Source organism: Dehalococcoides sp. THU4 (assembly GCF_043231265.1).
In the GTDB taxonomy this organism is placed as follows: domain Bacteria; phylum Chloroflexota; class Dehalococcoidia; order Dehalococcoidales; family Dehalococcoidaceae; genus Dehalococcoides; species Dehalococcoides mccartyi.
Map to the genome: position 1 here is coordinate 561,976 of NZ_CP171266.1, position 15,846 is coordinate 577,821.

General features: G+C 43.3%; 15 protein-coding genes. 7 read left to right on the top strand and 8 right to left on the bottom strand.

Annotation, left to right across the window (positions count from 1 at the left end; genetic code table 11):
* Positions 1–38: 38 nt before the first annotated feature.
* The 8 genes from ACE6F3_RS03045 to ACE6F3_RS03080 all read right to left on the bottom strand — a co-directional run bounded on the left by ACE6F3_RS03045 (position 39) and on the right by ACE6F3_RS03080 (position 4,559).
* Complete coding sequence (locus ACE6F3_RS03045) at positions 39–626, bottom strand: DUF2815 family protein (protein WP_277853105.1); 588 nt, start codon at positions 624–626, stop codon at positions 39–41.
* Positions 619–1,761: a DUF2800 domain-containing protein gene (locus ACE6F3_RS03050; RefSeq protein ID WP_392654961.1), complete on the bottom strand. Its 1,143-nt coding sequence runs from the start codon at positions 1,759–1,761 to the stop codon at positions 619–621. The genes ACE6F3_RS03045 and ACE6F3_RS03050 overlap by 8 nt, the downstream gene beginning before the upstream one ends.
* Positions 1,754–2,074: a DNA ligase gene (locus tag ACE6F3_RS03055; protein WP_392654963.1), complete on the bottom strand. Its 321-nt coding sequence runs from the start codon at positions 2,072–2,074 to the stop codon at positions 1,754–1,756. Before ACE6F3_RS03055 ends, ACE6F3_RS03050 begins: the two co-directional genes overlap by 8 nt.
* Positions 2,058–2,240, bottom strand: a complete 183-nt coding sequence (locus ACE6F3_RS03060; protein WP_392654965.1) for a hypothetical protein — start codon at positions 2,238–2,240, stop codon at positions 2,058–2,060. The genes ACE6F3_RS03055 and ACE6F3_RS03060 overlap by 17 nt, the downstream gene beginning before the upstream one ends.
* A gap of 85 nt (positions 2,241–2,325) precedes the next feature.
* Complete coding sequence (locus ACE6F3_RS03065) at positions 2,326–2,994, bottom strand: hypothetical protein (protein WP_392654967.1); 669 nt, start codon at positions 2,992–2,994, stop codon at positions 2,326–2,328.
* 185 nt (positions 2,995–3,179) lie between these two features.
* Positions 3,180–3,359 carry a hypothetical protein gene (locus ACE6F3_RS03070; RefSeq protein ID WP_392654969.1) on the bottom strand — a complete coding sequence of 60 codons (180 nt, stop codon included), beginning with the start codon at positions 3,357–3,359 and terminating at the stop codon, positions 3,180–3,182.
* A gap of 78 nt (positions 3,360–3,437) precedes the next feature.
* A complete protein-coding gene (locus ACE6F3_RS03075) occupies positions 3,438–4,151 on the bottom strand; it encodes an ImmA/IrrE family metallo-endopeptidase (protein ID WP_392654971.1) in 714 nt (237 codons plus the stop codon).
* A 15-nt stretch (positions 4,152–4,166) separates the two neighbouring features.
* The gene (locus tag ACE6F3_RS03080) at positions 4,167–4,559 is read right to left on the bottom strand and encodes a helix-turn-helix domain-containing protein (RefSeq protein WP_392654973.1); all 393 of its coding nucleotides are present in this window, start codon (positions 4,557–4,559) and stop codon (positions 4,167–4,169) included.
* Between the two features lie 262 nt (positions 4,560–4,821).
* On the opposite strand from ACE6F3_RS03080, the gene ACE6F3_RS03085 reads away from it, so the two are divergent.
* From ACE6F3_RS03085 to ACE6F3_RS03115, 7 genes are all read left to right on the top strand, one after another.
* Positions 4,822–5,028 (top strand): helix-turn-helix domain-containing protein, encoded by a 207-nt coding sequence (locus tag ACE6F3_RS03085; protein ID WP_392654975.1) that lies wholly within the window; start codon positions 4,822–4,824, stop codon positions 5,026–5,028.
* Positions 5,029–5,043: 15 nt separating this feature from the next.
* Positions 5,044–7,908: an SNF2-related protein gene (locus ACE6F3_RS03090; protein WP_392654977.1), complete on the top strand. Its 2,865-nt coding sequence runs from the start codon at positions 5,044–5,046 to the stop codon at positions 7,906–7,908.
* 15 nt (positions 7,909–7,923) lie between these two features.
* Positions 7,924–11,541, top strand: coding sequence for a DNA methyltransferase (locus ACE6F3_RS03095; RefSeq protein WP_392654979.1), 3,618 nt, complete (start codon positions 7,924–7,926; stop codon positions 11,539–11,541).
* Between the two features lie 98 nt (positions 11,542–11,639).
* The gene (locus tag ACE6F3_RS03100; RefSeq protein WP_392654981.1) at positions 11,640–12,779 is read left to right on the top strand and encodes a three-Cys-motif partner protein TcmP; all 1,140 of its coding nucleotides are present in this window, start codon (positions 11,640–11,642) and stop codon (positions 12,777–12,779) included.
* On the top strand, positions 12,776–13,513 hold the full coding sequence (locus tag ACE6F3_RS03105) for a phage Gp37/Gp68 family protein (protein ID WP_392654983.1): 738 nt from the start codon (positions 12,776–12,778) through the stop codon (positions 13,511–13,513). The genes ACE6F3_RS03100 and ACE6F3_RS03105 overlap by 4 nt, the downstream gene beginning before the upstream one ends.
* A 139-nt stretch (positions 13,514–13,652) precedes the next feature.
* Positions 13,653–14,507 carry a GIY-YIG nuclease family protein gene (locus ACE6F3_RS03110; protein ID WP_392654985.1) on the top strand — a complete coding sequence of 285 codons (855 nt, stop codon included), beginning with the start codon at positions 13,653–13,655 and terminating at the stop codon, positions 14,505–14,507.
* A gap of 521 nt (positions 14,508–15,028) precedes the next feature.
* The gene (locus tag ACE6F3_RS03115; RefSeq protein WP_392654987.1) at positions 15,029–15,706 is read left to right on the top strand and encodes a response regulator transcription factor; all 678 of its coding nucleotides are present in this window, start codon (positions 15,029–15,031) and stop codon (positions 15,704–15,706) included.
* The last annotated feature ends 140 nt before the right edge of the window (positions 15,707–15,846 follow it).

Below are 15,846 nucleotides of genomic sequence, written 5' to 3' on the forward strand. Positions count from 1 at the left end.
AAGTTGCCCTGCCGCCCTCCGTAGTCTCGCGAATGTAGTTAGCCGAGGAAATCCTCGTCATCGTAGGTGGCAAAATCATCCTCCGCACGGGATTTACCGCCGAGGGGTTCGCCATCGCGGATTTTCTGCAGGTTGTTCAGGCCACAGGCAATGCCTTTATTGCCGTTACTGTTGAAAGCGTAGAAATTGATACTTGCTCTGCCATATACACCGCTGTAAACTTCCGAGCGGTTTATAATTTCCTGACGGTCTGCATCTACCACGCCCGGTGCGGTTGCACTGTTGGCGTTGATAAAATAGGCATTGTTGTAAGCGGGATCATCGGGTCTTTCGGTGTCGCCATCACGGAGCGGGGTCTTGAGGGCGGCAAGGGGCGGTACGGTTTTGCCGTTGCCTTTTAGTTTCGCCTCACCTTCGCGGTAAGCCGCTTCAATCGCTGCCTTGATTTTGGCGATGGTCTTGGTATCTGATTTGGGGATAATTAGTGATACCGAGAACTTCGGCGTGCCGCCGTTGATAGATTTCGCTTCCCACACATTAGCGTAAGACCAGCGGGTATCGGGTCCTGTGATGACCTTCATAGGGTTTTGAGCCTGTGCGTTTACATTGTTTGTCGTGTTAGCCATTGGAATTCTCCTCCTCATAATCATTAAAATCGTGTTTTGCTGTATGGATTGCCGGACGTTTGTCGCCCTCCGGTACGAGCGTTGGTTTGCCTTGTGGCTTCTCGACCAGACTGCCGAGCAGTTCGGAGAACTTTACCTTGCCGAGAGCCTTTTCCATTGCGGTGATGCCCATCACCTTGTGTTCATATGGGTCGTAGCCTGCCGCGCTGACGGCATTAGCGACTGCCTCATCGTTTGTGTACCTGCGGTTAGAACGACCTTCAACCAGTTTCCAACCTGACCAATGCTTGCCACTGAGTGCACTTTGAAGAGCGTAGTCCTTGATGTCAGAAGCCCACGAAACAAGATCGTCTATCTTGCCAAGAATGGGTTCGATTTCATCATCTTCCAGAAGGGGCGGCAGCTTGAATTCGTATTTTGCGAGTTCAAGGTTTTGCTCTGCCCGTTTGCGGCAGTCATGCTTCGCCTTGCAGAATTGGCACCAATCGCCACACCGGAATTCGCCCTTGCCGTCGTAGGCAAGGTCTGCGATAGGTTTTAAGGTTTCTGCTGCCCACTGATAAAGTGATTCTTTGAAAACCGTGTGGGTACTGATGTTATCCCGCCTTGGCTGGTAAATGGTCATGCTGACTGTGTCGATGTCATAGATTCCGTCAAACAACTCCAGAGCACCCAAGGCGTATAGTTTCATTTGCGGGTTGTCGTCAGATTCGATCAGTACACCTTGTCCGTGCTTGTAATCCACGATGTGGAGCGTGCCGTCAGCGATGATCACGCAGTCGCCGGTGCCAAAGCCACCCTCGACATACTTAGAAAAGTCGAGACGCTGCTCAATCAGCACCACAGGGTCGGAGCAATTTTGCTTTGCCGTTTCCACCAGTTCCATGATGTAAGCGGCATATCCGTTGGCGTATTCCTCCATCTCTTCGGAGTAGTAGGTCAGGCTGGTGGTTGGATCTTTGGTGCGGATGCCGAGCGCTGTTTTTAACTTGTACTCACAAAGGGTGTGTGCCTCCGTGCCTTCGGCGGCATAACTGCTGCCTTTATCTTCGTACTGCTCACCAAGCCTGGCCGAGGGAGGGCAGTTCAACCATCGGTGGCTTGAAGAAGCAGAGAGAAGTGCATGCTTACCCATTGCCCAGTACCTCCGCTTCTGCGAGCAGGGCTGCGTACTTTTTGGGGTCGATCTCTGATAGCTTCGCAGCGCCATGCTTTTCAAGCAGTTCCCGAATTTTAGCGGTGTGACCGTTACGAGATTTTTCCGCAAGTACTGCTCTGACATCTTCCAGCGTTAGAGGTTTTGAAGTTGGCTTTGATTCTGGCTGTACCGATGTTCTGGGTTGGCTGCCGCTGAAAAGAGAAGTCAAGCTATCAGCTACTGTGTTCAGGGACTGTGCAGCACTACGAAGTTCGCCGACACAGAGGTCGAGTTCACTCATCTTGCTCATCTGGTACACCTCCTTCTCTGGTGGATTCTTTCTGCTTTTGAAGTGCGATCAGCTTCTTGGCAAGACGTTTAGACACGACGCTTATTGCCGTGAGGATGCCTGCAAGTTCTTCGTCCAGCTCGGCATCACGCATTTCCGCGTTCCTTTCATTTGCTTCTGTTTGCATTTTCTTACCTCCGTTTCCGAGAAGCATTGCCGCCCCTCTACCGTCTACAGACAGAAGAGGGGCGGTTGCGTACCACGGAGAGTGGTTACTCGAAAAACTTCTTCAGGGCTTCGTCATTTCGCAGGATGTCAAGGATACGGCGTACATGAACGGTAATGCTCCGCGATGATTTAAAATCGTACTTGGGCGCTAATTCACGCACGGTTTTTTCAAGGATAATGCGGTCTGTTATAAGCTCACGGTCTTTTTGAGTGAGCGTAGCAAGTGCGGCATAGAGAGTGTCTAATACAGCCTTTTGTTCTAAAAATTCTGTGATATCAGTGGGATCGGCAGGTTCGTAAAATGTATCCGAGCCGTCAGAATCGCTACCCAATGGCTTATCAAGTTCAACTGTGCGGCTCGTGCGGGACTTACAAGTCTCACATTTCTGATCACATTTGTTTGTGCCTTTCCATACGCATTGGAATTTCCGCTCTTGATATTTTTGTTCCCGCCATATAGAGCGCATATTCTCCCGTGCGAGGTCTTCACCCATCTGGTTACGGGGCAGACGGACAACAAGGCCGGATTCTTCATCGACATACCAGCGTTGTGGGAATGAGTTTTCGGGTTCTTCGGAACGGGCAAGGCAAGCTGCCCTTGACGTTTCGGTATGGATTTTCCCATCGTCCGAAAGTGTATAGTAAATCATTGGCTCACCAAATTTCGTGCGATGCGGAATGGGGGTGGTTCTGAAAGTGTTGTTTTGGCTCATGGTTGACTCCTTTCGAATATGCAAGGAGCCAAGCGAGAGATATATGAAGAGCCGAATGCTTACAAAACACAAAAGACCGGATGATTACGAATTTGCGTTTCGTAAATCATCCGGCCATTTGGTAGCTCGCACTCGGCTCCGTTGCTCGGTATGAGTTGATTAATTTAATTACGACTCAGATAAGGTTAAAGGGCTTTCTGTAGTCGTCTGGGTTCTGAAGTTTGCTTTGCCAGACCTACTGGCTCACGTTCGATTGCTACTATGTTGCGGCAATGAATGCATTTGGTTTTTACAACTGTTCGTTCACGCCATTCAAGGTCAAATATCCTTTTGTGGCACTTCGGGCATTTAACTGTTTCTTGCATAAAACCTCCTTTCCCACAAACAAGCAAATCAGCTATGTTGCGAAGTATTTAAGTAAAAAAATAGCCATATTTATGCAATTACTCACGCAAATAGTAACCTCTCTCAATAAGACGGATTTCAGTGGATTGTTTTGATACTTTGAAAAAACTGGCTAACTCATTAACAAGCCAATGATACTTAGATTGCCAATGAATACTTGGGAATTTTGTAGTAGAAAAGTCCTCAATAAATTGCTTTGCCATATCGTCAAATTGTACTGGAGGCATAAGGATACGAGGAGCGATGCCTCGCGCTTGCCACTCCATCCAATCTTCGTCCAACCAGTCCGCCTTACTGGATTCATCGTATTTGTCGAAGCCGCTACGAACTTTAATAGCTTTTTTGGGATCGACCACCGAAGCGGCGATATAGTAATCTCGATGTTTATGCCAGTGGAACGCTTCGTGAGCGATGGTATTATTCTTGCAGCCTTCATTGCGCTTTTCGATTGTATCAGGGTCGATAATCATAGTACCGTAGCGCACCTTCACGCTTTGATACTCATCTGTTTCCTTTACATAAATTTCTTCAATACCACTGGTAAAGCACATTTGACCCAATACACTAAAATCCTCAGATAAACGTCTTTCAACTACTCGCAAGCCCATGCGCTTGCGGGCAATTTCCAAGATAGGTACTGCCATTGGACTCTGCAGTGCCTCTGGATAGTACCTCTCTAAAAATTCTATAGCCTCTTTATCAAAATCATTTCTGGAAATATGCGGAGCATTTGAATCAAGTAATACTGCCATCTACATTCCTCCCATTTACTGTTCCTCATCCTGTTTATTGATTTCCTCACATACCTTCTTCCAAAAAGCATCGCCAAGATTCTTCTCGGTTGCTCGGCGTAATGCTTTTCTGACATGAGGTAACTGCGTTGACATTAGGTATTCCGGCAAATCGGGAGCAGCAGAATCCCTATCCCTTCCGGCAAGATCAAGCATTTCTTCTTTTTCGTCCGATGTTAATTGAAGCACAGCGGCTATTTTTTCGAGAATATGAATCTCAGGCGGATTGCGCCTACCTTTGACGATGTCTGAGAGATAGGAAGCGGTCATCCCCATTGCATCAGCGATGTCTTTTAATTTTATATCATCACCGCCCGAACCGCGCCCTTTCCTTTTACTGTCAATAAATTTGCCAAATTCTCCAGCCATTTTCGAACTCCTTTCATTTGACGCATAACATATTTCTATGCAGCTAATTAGCTACATCGCTTATAAGCGAATTATAGCATTTTATTATGAGGCTTGTCAATACCGGAATTATGAGGAAAGTGTAACTTTTCCACGGAAAGAGATTTAAAGCATTAGAATCAAAAAATCATGCTATCGCACTAATTTATCTTGCAATAACACATCAAAGGTTATATAATAATCAAAATAGCACAGTCAGAGAACCTGAAGGCGAGGTATTGAAATGGCAATAAGCTATAAAAAACTATGGAAACTTCTAATTGACCGCGACCTTAAGAAAAAAGACCTCCCATCCTTGGCGGGAATCAGTTCTGCATCCGTTACGAAACTGGGGAAAAATGAAAACGTCAATACGGAAACTCTCGAAAAAATATGCCGAGCGTTGAATTGTGATATTTCGGACATTATGGAAATGTCTGAAGACGAGTGAGGGGGATAGCACGCAATGTCGTATACAGAGCATCAAATCCGGTTTTTTGCCGAACAACTTATGCTAAGACGCCCGCAAGACAAAATTGACGGGCTTGCTTCATCTATGTCAGGAGTAAAGGTTGACTTAAATCCACACCAAGTAGATGCGGCTTTATTTGCGTTAAAATCACCTCTATCAAGCGGCGCATTGCTGGCAGATGAAGTTGGTCTTGGAAAGACGATTGAGGCCGGGCTTGTACTTGCACAATGTTGGTCAGAACGCAAACGAAAAATACTATTAATAGTAACGGCATCCTTGCGGACCCAATGGAGAACGGAACTTGAAGAAAAGTTTTTTATACGTTCAGAAATATTAGAATCCAAAAATTATAACAAGGCAAAAAAGAACGACCCGTCATGCAATCCGTTTCTGGTTCAAGATGCGGTGGTAATATGCTCATATAATTTTGCATCGGCAAAGATGCGTGACATTCAGTTAGCCAACTGGGATTTGGTGATAATGGACGAGGCGCATAAACTACGCAACGTCTACAAGCGTAACAATGTCATGGGGAACAACCTAAAGCTGGCTCTCAAAGGTAAAAAGAAACTACTCCTTACCGCAACCCCACTCCAAAATAATTTGATGGAACTTTACGGTCTTGTCAGCATTATTGATGAGAGGGTTTTTGGTGACCCTGATATTTTTCGTGAGGCATACGTTAATGTGTCGAACATCGAACTCAGGAACAGGAACTTAAAAACACGCTTACATAATTTTTGCAAGAGAACATTGCGTCATCAAGTACGAGAATATGTTCCTTACACGGACAGAACAGTCATTTTATCGAGTTATACACCAAGTCCTGACGAAGAGAAGCTGTACAATAACGTGTCTAATTATTTACAACGAGAGAGACTTCATGCGTTCCCGCAAGGGCAACGCCAACTTTTGATGTTAGTAGCTCGAAAACTTCTGGCGTCATCCTCAATGGCAATCCACGGTACGCTGTCTACAATCATTGAGCGGTTGAATTTGAAATTGACCGATTATGAAGCCCAGTTAAACCTTACCGACCTCGATGATTACGATGGCATTGAGGAACTTATCGATGGTGAAAACAGCGATGGAGACTGTGGTGCAACTGATGAGCTTACGGCGGATTACGAAGGCATTAAAAAGGAAATTGAGGATTTGAAGCAGTATGCAGAACTCGCTGATAGTATTAAGACAAACGCCAAAGGTGATAACTTGCTCTTAGCTCTTCAAGAAGGGTTTAAGAGAAATGAGGAGCTTGGAGGCGCAAGGAAAGCCGTCATTTTTACCGAATCCAAACGTACTCAACGATATTTAATGAATCTTCTTACTCAAAACGGCTATGACGGGCAGATTGTGTTTTTAGACGGTTCAAACTCTGACCCCGTATCTAACCGTGTTTATAGTGAATGGAAAGTGCGTCATAAGGATGATGGAATGATTTCCGGCTCAATGGCAGCAGACAAGAAATCTGCAATTATTGAAGAGTTCCGAAATAACGCTTCAATACTTATCGGCACAGAAGCGGCCGCCGAAGGTATAAACCTGCAGTTCTGCAATATAGTCGTTAACTATGATTTGCCGTGGAATCCGCAACGTATAGAGCAACGCATAGGGCGTTGTCACCGCTATGGGCAAAAAAATGATGTTATCGTTATAAACTTCCTAAACAACGGCAATGCCGCAGATGAAAGGGTGTATCAACTTCTTTCACAAAAATTCAGGCTGTTCGAAGGCACCTTCGGTTCATCTGATGAGGTTTTAGGCGCAATCGAAGATGGAGTGGACTTTGAAAAGCGCATTCTTGATATTTATCAAACCTGCCGAAAACCTGATGAAATAAAAGCTGCTTTTGATGCTTTGCAGTCGGAACTATCCGATCAAATAGACGAGAGGATGACAGAGGCTCGGCAATCAATTTTAGATAACTTTGATGAAGAAGTATCTGTACGGTTGAAGGATTGCCATACCAATACAATAATGGAGCTTGATCGGTTTTCGCAGTGGCTTTTCAGCTTTTTTGTGATGCAGGGCGCAGAACGTGTTGAACCCCTCAATCAATGGCGTTTTACATATAAAAGCAACGGTGAAACCAAGACCTATAATCTGCGTTGGCGTGATGCAGAGGTACAGCATGATGAGTTTCTGCGTCGAGACGGTGAATTAGTAAGCGATTGGATTAAAGGGGTTATGAAACCCGGCAAGTTACCGGAAGTAGAGATTCAATTCATGCACTCGATTCTACCAACCGCAGAGCGCATAAGCTTTTTAGACAGCCATCCAAATTTGAAGAATGGAATAATATCCATTGATAAAATGACGCACAAGGGTATCGAAAACGAGGAGCATCTTCTCTTTTCAGTCATAACAAATGATGGAACTTATATTGATGATGATATGCTCGAACGTATTATGAGACTGAAAGCCACTGTGGTCGGTGAATGTTCCCCTGAAACTGCAGACCTTATTACCCAGCGGCAAGAGCGGATTGCAAACCAAAAGGCTGAGATTGCCGAGCGTAATATGAGGTTCTTCTTGGAGCAGGAAGCCCAGATGGAGGCTTATACCGAAGATCTAAAAGATGGCTTGCAGAAATATCTAAGGGCGGCCAGAAAAGAAATCGCCGAAAAGAAAAAAGAGCGCCGAGCATTAAAAGATGTAGGAACTCTTGAAGAAATGTTGGATAAATCGGCTGAAATAAACAAACTCGAAACAGCACTGAAGAAGAAGCAACGTGAACTCTACGATGAAGAAGATAGGTTAGAGCGTGAGCGTGATGCTTTCTTGGAAGATATCCGCAGCCGCCTAAACGGTGAGATTGAAACTGAAACGATAATGACATTCTCGTTTGAGATTGTATAACTGGAGGAATACGATATGCAGAAACTGGAGTTAACATGGATTGGCAAAGGAGAAGAACCGGCTGTTGAGCCGCGTATACTTTTGCATGACTCATCAAAAGATTACGGTGATCCTACCGCCGAGAATATGCTCATACATGGGGATAACCTGCTTGCACTAAAAGCATTAGAGCAGGAATTTACAGGAAAGGTGAAGTGTATATATATTGACCCTCCATATAACACTGGGGCAGCATTTGAATTTTATGACGATAATTTAGAGCATTCTATTTGGCTTTCTTTGATGAAGCCAAGAATTGAAATTTTACGACGTTTATTGAGCGCTGATGGGAGTATTTGGATAAGTATTGACGACACCGAACAAGCGTACTTGAAAGTGATGTGTGACGAGATTTTTGGTAGAGGAAACTTTGTGCAAACTATATCAAATCAATCAACGCCAAATGGCAGAGACTACGGTTCGTTTGCTCAAACGCACGACTTTATTCATATATACGCCAAGGATATTCGCACTTTAAAGATGAATAAACTGGCTAACACCGACACAAAAAAGTATAACAAAGAGGATGAGTTTGGTGCGTATTATTTACATCCTCTATTTAATAGCAATAGTAACTTTCACAAAGGTAACCGTCCGAATTTGTACTATCCGTTTTATGTTTCAAATACGCAAAATGAAGATGGATACTATGACTTATCATTAACTCCAACGGTAGACAGCATAGAATTATATCCGCCATTATCGCAAACAGACGGAACACAGTTCGTTTGGCGATGGGGAAAAGAAAAATCTGCACAATATATGAATCAAGAAATTGTTGGGCAATTGATGCGAAACGGTGAATTTAGAATTGCTCAAAAAATGCGGGTCAAAGAAAAGATACCACGCACCATTTGGATAGAGACCGATTTTTCCACGAGACGTGGTACAGAGGAATCGCAAGCGTTATTCGGCAAGAGTAAATTTCCATACCCCAAGCCAGAGCCACTTGTTTCGCATATTCTTACAATAGCTACAGACCCAGACGACCTCATTATCGACTCCTTCCTTGGTTCCGGCACAACTGCTGCTGTTGCTCATAAAATGGGACGCAAATACATTGGTATAGAATTGGGTGAGCATTGCTACACTCATTGCTTGCCACGCTTAAGGTCTGTAGTTGATGGTGAGCAAGGCGGTATATCAAAAACTGTAGAATGGCAAGGCGGCGGCGGGTTTATGCCAGACGGTCGAATTGTTACGAAACTGAGGGAAGTCAATTCAAAGGTTGAGGAAATACTTGGCATTAACCGCGAGCAGTTTGTCCAGATTGCGATGATAGCACAAGGCGAGTTCCTAAAAGTCCTTCACGCCAGCACCGAAGACCGCATTGAGATATTTCGTAAAGTTTTCTACACAGATGCTTACAAAACCTATCAAGACAGAGTCAAGAAAGATACAAGCGGACTCGCTCAAGAGCTTAAAGAGCAACGGCGTAACTACGAATATAACCTCGGCAATATTCAAGTTGATTCTAATGATGATGAAAACAAACAGAAACTCTCAGATGCTAAGTCAGGTCTTATATTGGAAGATGATGTCATTGAATGGCTCAACCAGGTTATTGTTGCTGATAATGAAGTTTTTTCCGCGAACGAAAAACTGCTTACAGAAGTCGGCACTAAACTGGCTGAGATAAACCAAAAAGTCGGACAAGCAGAGCAGGACAAAAAAGCGCGATACACTTTGAAAGCGGCGCAAGACCGTCTACCATCTGAAACAACCGCTCAGGCCGAAGCTGAGTCGGCTTTAAAGGCGGAGAAAGAAAAGCAGCCTGAGTACGAAGGTGTAAAAACTCAAATAACTGAAATAGAGAGGTCTTTACCCAAGTACCAAGAATTGCAGACTCTTATTGATACTATAACGGCGAACGAAGAAAAGCTTTCTGTTGAAAGTAAAAACGTCGAAAACCAACTAAAACAACAAGGTACTGACGCAGCTGCTCTTGAAACTGCCAAAGTAGAACGGGACTCGTTATCGGATGCCGCAGCCAAAGCCGAAGCATTACGCGGTCAACAGGACGCGATAACGACAAGGCAAAGCAGACTCAAGGTATTGGCAACCTCGCTGGATGATTATGGCTCACTACTCGTTAGCTTTAAAACGGCACAAGAGGACTACACAGCAAAGTCTACAGTAGCAAAGACAAAAAGAGATGAATATGAAGCCTTCAACAAGGCTTACCTTGACGAGCAAGCAGGTATATTGGCGGCGGAACTGGAAGTTGGGCGGCCATGTCCTGTTTGTGGATCAATCGAACATCCTGAGCCTGCTGTTTTGTCGCCCAAGGCTCCTACAAAAGAGGTGCTTGATAAAACAAAGAAATTTGCTGAAACCGCTGATACGGAAATGGCAACTGCCAGTGGCTTAGCAAATAATTTAGGAGGGCAAGTCGATACCAAGCGAGATGAGATCAAAGTAACAGCAGCATCGCTACTTGGTGAAACACCGTTCGATAATATCCCAATAGTCTTAAAAAATACATTGGCTGAGTTAGAAGCTCAACTGGTAGGCATAGGTGAGCAACTTGGAGAACAGGAAAAAAGAATGGATCGCAAAAAGGAACTTGATGAAGCGATACCGCTTTCTGAAGAAAATCTTGTGAAAGTCGGCGAGGCTCTTGGTAAAGCAAAAGAACAAGTAGCTACGCTGACCACTCAGATTGAAGCTGATTCTAAAATGCGAGATAAACAGGCTGCAGAACTCAAATTCAAGAGTGAAGCTGATGCAAAAGCGGAAATATCTATCCTCACTATTAAAAAGAAAAAATATGAAGATACGCTTCAAACTGCCCAAACCATATTTGATGCGGCAAAAACAAAAGCTGATGGCACAGCAACAGAGATTCAGACATTACAAGCACAGCTTGGTGATTCAAAGCCCCTGGATTTAGATGCACTAAAACAAGAAAAGGAATCTATCGAAAACTCGCAGCGTGTATTGGGAGAAAGCAACCGTATTATTAGCACTCGAAATTCTACCAATCAAACCACTTTGAGAGCTATCACAAAAACATCAGATACCATCCGTGAGCTCGAAACTCACTACAAATGGATGAAAGAGATCTCTGACACGGTAAATGGGGATATTAGTGGAAAGGAAAAAGTTAAACTGGAAACGTATATCCAAGCAGCATACTTCGATAGAATAATTGCACGGGCAAATATTCGGCTGTTACAAATGTCAAGTAACCAGTATGAATTGAAGCGGCGTGATGTTAGCGGTAAGCAAGGACAAAGTGGCTTGGACTTAAATGTTATAGACCACTATAACGGTTCTGAACGTGATGCCAAAACTCTCTCAGGTGGTGAGTCGTTTATTGCTGCTTTGTCACTTGCACTTGGTCTTTCTGACGAAATACAAAACAACGCTGGTGGCATAAGATTTGATTCAATGTTCGTGGATGAAGGATTCGATACATTAGACGACACAAGGTTAACCCAAGCTATGCAGACGTTAATGAGCCTATCGAAGACCAGCCGACTCATCGGTATCATATCTCATGTGCCCGGGCTTGCTGAAAAAATAGACCGTAAAATTACCGTTACGAAAGAGCGTACAGGTGGTAGCAAAGCTGAAATACAGGTAGGTTAGGAGATAATTATGTTTTACCGGAAAGGTAAAACCGAAAACAATAAGACATTGACTGAAGAACTGACTTCGTGTGGATTGGTTAATCAGGGGGGCGGATTATGAACAATGAGTTTTTTCAAGAACAACGCGAGCAGTCAATAATCAAAGCGCGGATTGTATCAAAATACTTCTCGACGTGGGCGAGCATTATACTTGCGACACAGAAGAGATACCCTCAGCATGCCCAGCGAATGGCATACATAGACTTATTCGCTGGACCTGGTAGGTATGATGACCAAAGTAAATCTACGCCGCTATTGGTTTTAGAAACGATACTTTCCAATCCTGATTTGACGAGCCGAATGGTTACGTTGTTTAATGACAAAGATGCAGCAAACATCGAAAGTCTGAAAACAGCAATTGCACAAGTGCCCGGAATTAAAAAACTTAAGTATGCGCCGAGCTTTTATAATGAGGAGGTCGGCGACGAAATAGCAAAAATGTTCAGTAGCAAGAGTATTGTGCCGACATTCTTCTTTGTTGACCCTTGGGGTTATAAGGGCCTGTCGCTAAATTTGGTATCCTCAATCATCAAAGATTGGGGTTGTGACTGTGTATTCTTTTTCAACTATAATCGTGTGAATATGGGTGTAAATAATGACGCTATAAAACAGCATATGGCTTCATTGTTCGGCGGGGAACGTCTTGACGAGCTGCGAAATCAATTGTTGGATACTCTTACTACCGACGAGCGAGAAGTGATTGTTGTTCAAGAATTATGTGATGCTCTGCGACAAAATGGCAGCAGATTTGTTCTGCCTTTCCGTTTTAAGAACAACAACGGGGCAAGAACAAGCCATCATCTTATCTTTCTGAGCAAAAACTTTCGTGGTTATGAGATAATGAAAGAAATAATGGCGAAAGAAAGTTCTGACACAAAAGACGGAGTTGCAAATTTTGAATACAACCCACGCGATATGTATTATAGGCAAGGCACATTGTTCGATCTGCTTTCACGTCCGCTTGATGAACTGCAGGGTATGCTGATAGAGCAATATGCTGGACGGACAATTGATTTTCTGGAACTTTATGAAGAGCATAGCGTTGACCGCCCATATATCAAGAAAAACTATAAAGAAGTCTTACGCACGATGTTTGACACGGGCTTGATTAGTGCCGTAAATCCAAAAACCAACAATCCTCCACGAAAAGGGTCGTTTTCAGATGAAATGCGTATAACTTTTGGAGGTGCTGTATGAGAACTACTAAGATAGAATGGACTGACAGGACGTGGAATCCGGTAACGGGCTGCACAAAGCAGTCAACTGGGTGCGCTCATTGTTATGCGGAGACAATGGCAAACAGGCTTCGTGCTATGGGCGTTGCAAAGTATGCCAATGGATTTACGCCGACAATGCATGAGGCTTCGTTATGCGAACCTATTAAATGGAAGAAATCTCATACCATATTTGTTTGTTCAATGGCCGACCTATTCCACGATGAAGTGCCGTTCGGTTTTATTGATAGCGTTATGAATACGATAAGGCAGACTCCCCAGCATCGTTATCAAATTCTTACAAAACGTGCAGAACGAATGGCTGGATATTTCTCTCAGACTGATATCCCCAAAAATGTGTGGCTCGGAGTAACAGTAGAATCGCCGTCGGTTAAACATCGCATCGAATCACTCCGTCCATTGCAAGCCTCTGTTCGATTCCTTTCGTGTGAGCCGTTGGTGGAAGATGTGGGTGAACTCGACCTTACTGATATCGATTGGGTTATTGTAGGCGGAGAAAGCGGTGTACAAGCACGCCCGATGAAACCAGAATGGGTTCGCTCAATATTACAACAAGCTGATGAGCAAGGTGCGGCATTCTTCTTCAAACAGTGGGGAACTTGGGGTTCGGACGGAGTTAAGCGTAATAAGAAAGCTAACGGCAAGGCGCTTGACGGCAAAATTATTCAGGCGATGCCGCATTTAGATATGCGTTAAAAAGATTTGGGAATTTGAATTGAAAAAGAAGAACCTCCCAGAACGGCTTGTAAAAATTGACAGTCTGGTTATAGATTAGTCGCTAATGCTACAAAGCAATAGCGACACAGACCAATAATATTTGATAGGAGGTGCTGATGTGATTAAATTTGTAGATTTTATTTCCACACCTGACCCAAAACGAACCAAGGTGAAATTTAACATGAATGCAGGAGACTGGGACAAGCGTGCTTGGGATTTGCTTTTAGAAGATGACCCTGAATGGATTGGCATGAATAGATGGAAAACAAAGCAATCAAACAATAATTTAAACTATGCCGATTATCTCATTGCACTTGCACAATATTACCCATACGGAGCTGAGTATTTTGTCTTTGGCGGTCTCTTTAAAGTCGAAAAAATTATGCCAGAAGTATTTAATGGTTCTGGATACAATCTTTATCCTATGGATGATTATAAAGAGTACATCAAGCGGCTTATAATAAAAATTGACAAGCCTATCGGACGTGACCTTTATAATCGGAAATACGAGAACTTGCAAGAACAGTTAAATCCTGAAATATATGAACTTGCACCAAGCACAAAACTCGGACACTTTCCCGGCTACCAGAGCGTCAGTTTAAAGCATAGTGACCTTAGACAAATAATATCTCAAAACGAGCCGAGTTGGAAACAAGCCCTATCGAATGTAAAGGGCATTTATGTCATCACCGATACGAGCAACGGAAAGCTGTATATCGGCTCGGCTTCCGGCAACAACGAGGGAATATGGCAACGGTGGAGCGCATACGCCGACAAAAGGAATTTGACTGGCGGGAACAAAGGTTTTGTTGAAATCCTCGAATCTAAGGATAACGACTACATTATAAAAAACTTCAAGTATTCCATTTTAGAGATTTTTGACACTAAGACTAAGGTCGAGACCATCATCGAGCGGGAGAACTACTGGAAAGGTGTCTTTGATACGAGAAAGCATGGAATGAACTTTAACTGACTACTGTTGTGGTTCGGGTGGGCTGGTGATCCCTGCTAAAACGGCTAAAATAAGGGGTGTGCAAGAGCGGTGCAAGTTTTAACGATTTGCTTTGGAGCGGTGCATTTTATCAATAGGTAGTACCTTTGCCATAAAGCTAAAAGCACCGCCGGTAGCCAAAAATGAATGCTTTTAGACCATTTAACTAGTTCCGGTTCTCACGAACAGCCCAAAGCTGAAACCTACCATTTAACTGATTTCAAAAACCTTTCTGGAAGGCTGAAAGCCTTTGTTCTCACATGTAAAGTTGCCCGGTTATCTCCGCATACCATCAAGTATTACACTTATCTTTTAGTTATACTTGCAAATATTTTATGCCCACCAATCAAATATAAGCACTGAATAAAAATAACTGCAAAAACCCAATAATTTTCAGGGATAACTTTTTGTTAGGTCCATACCTTAAGAATATTTGTCACAAAGGCTGTGCCTTAGTTAGTTCATATAAGAATAAACTTAAAATCGTTGCGAGTGTGTTTGTGGTGAAAATTGAAAATTGTAAAGATAAGCAAAAGGATCCCTTCCGATACTTTTTTGATCATTGCGTTGATGGATTGGCAATAGTTGATTGCTCTTGTGTACCAATAGAATTAACAGAACAAGAAACTCCTGATATTGTAATATTGGACATAGGGCTACCAGACATTTCTGGGTTCGATGTTATAAAAGAAATCAGGCAATTTTCCGATGTCCCCATTCTCATAACATCTGTGCGAGACAGTGAGCAGGATATTGTGAAAGGCATTCAGCTTGGAGCAGATGAATATGTTGTAAAACCGTTCGGTCAGCTCGAACTTATTGCTCGAATTAAGGCACTGATACGCAGAAACTCACATAATCTTAGGTCTCCGATCGTAAAGGGGACACTCTCTTTCAATCCGATATCTGGTGAATTATTTAATAAATCAAGAAGGATTATTTTAACTAAAACGGAAAGTATCATTATAGGAATTCTCCTTAAGAATTCACCAGAGCTAGCCACTTTTTCAGAGCTTTCAGAGGCAATTTGGGGAGAAGAATACGATGGTGCAATTGAAGCATTGAGGGTATATATTAATCGTTTACGCTCAAAGATCGAAACAGACCATCAAAATCCTGTTGTTATTGTCACGAAACTCGGCAAAGGTTATTGCCTTGAAAATGTTTCTTCAAAAATCTAGTCTCGTAACAAGCTTATTCTATTAATAAATTCGCTTTTACTTGGCTAATGACGCTGCAGATTTATGCTAAAAGTTAAATTAAATTCCTTAAGAGTTCTACCTACTGCAACCTCAGCTCCACCATAAAGCTAAAAACAGTC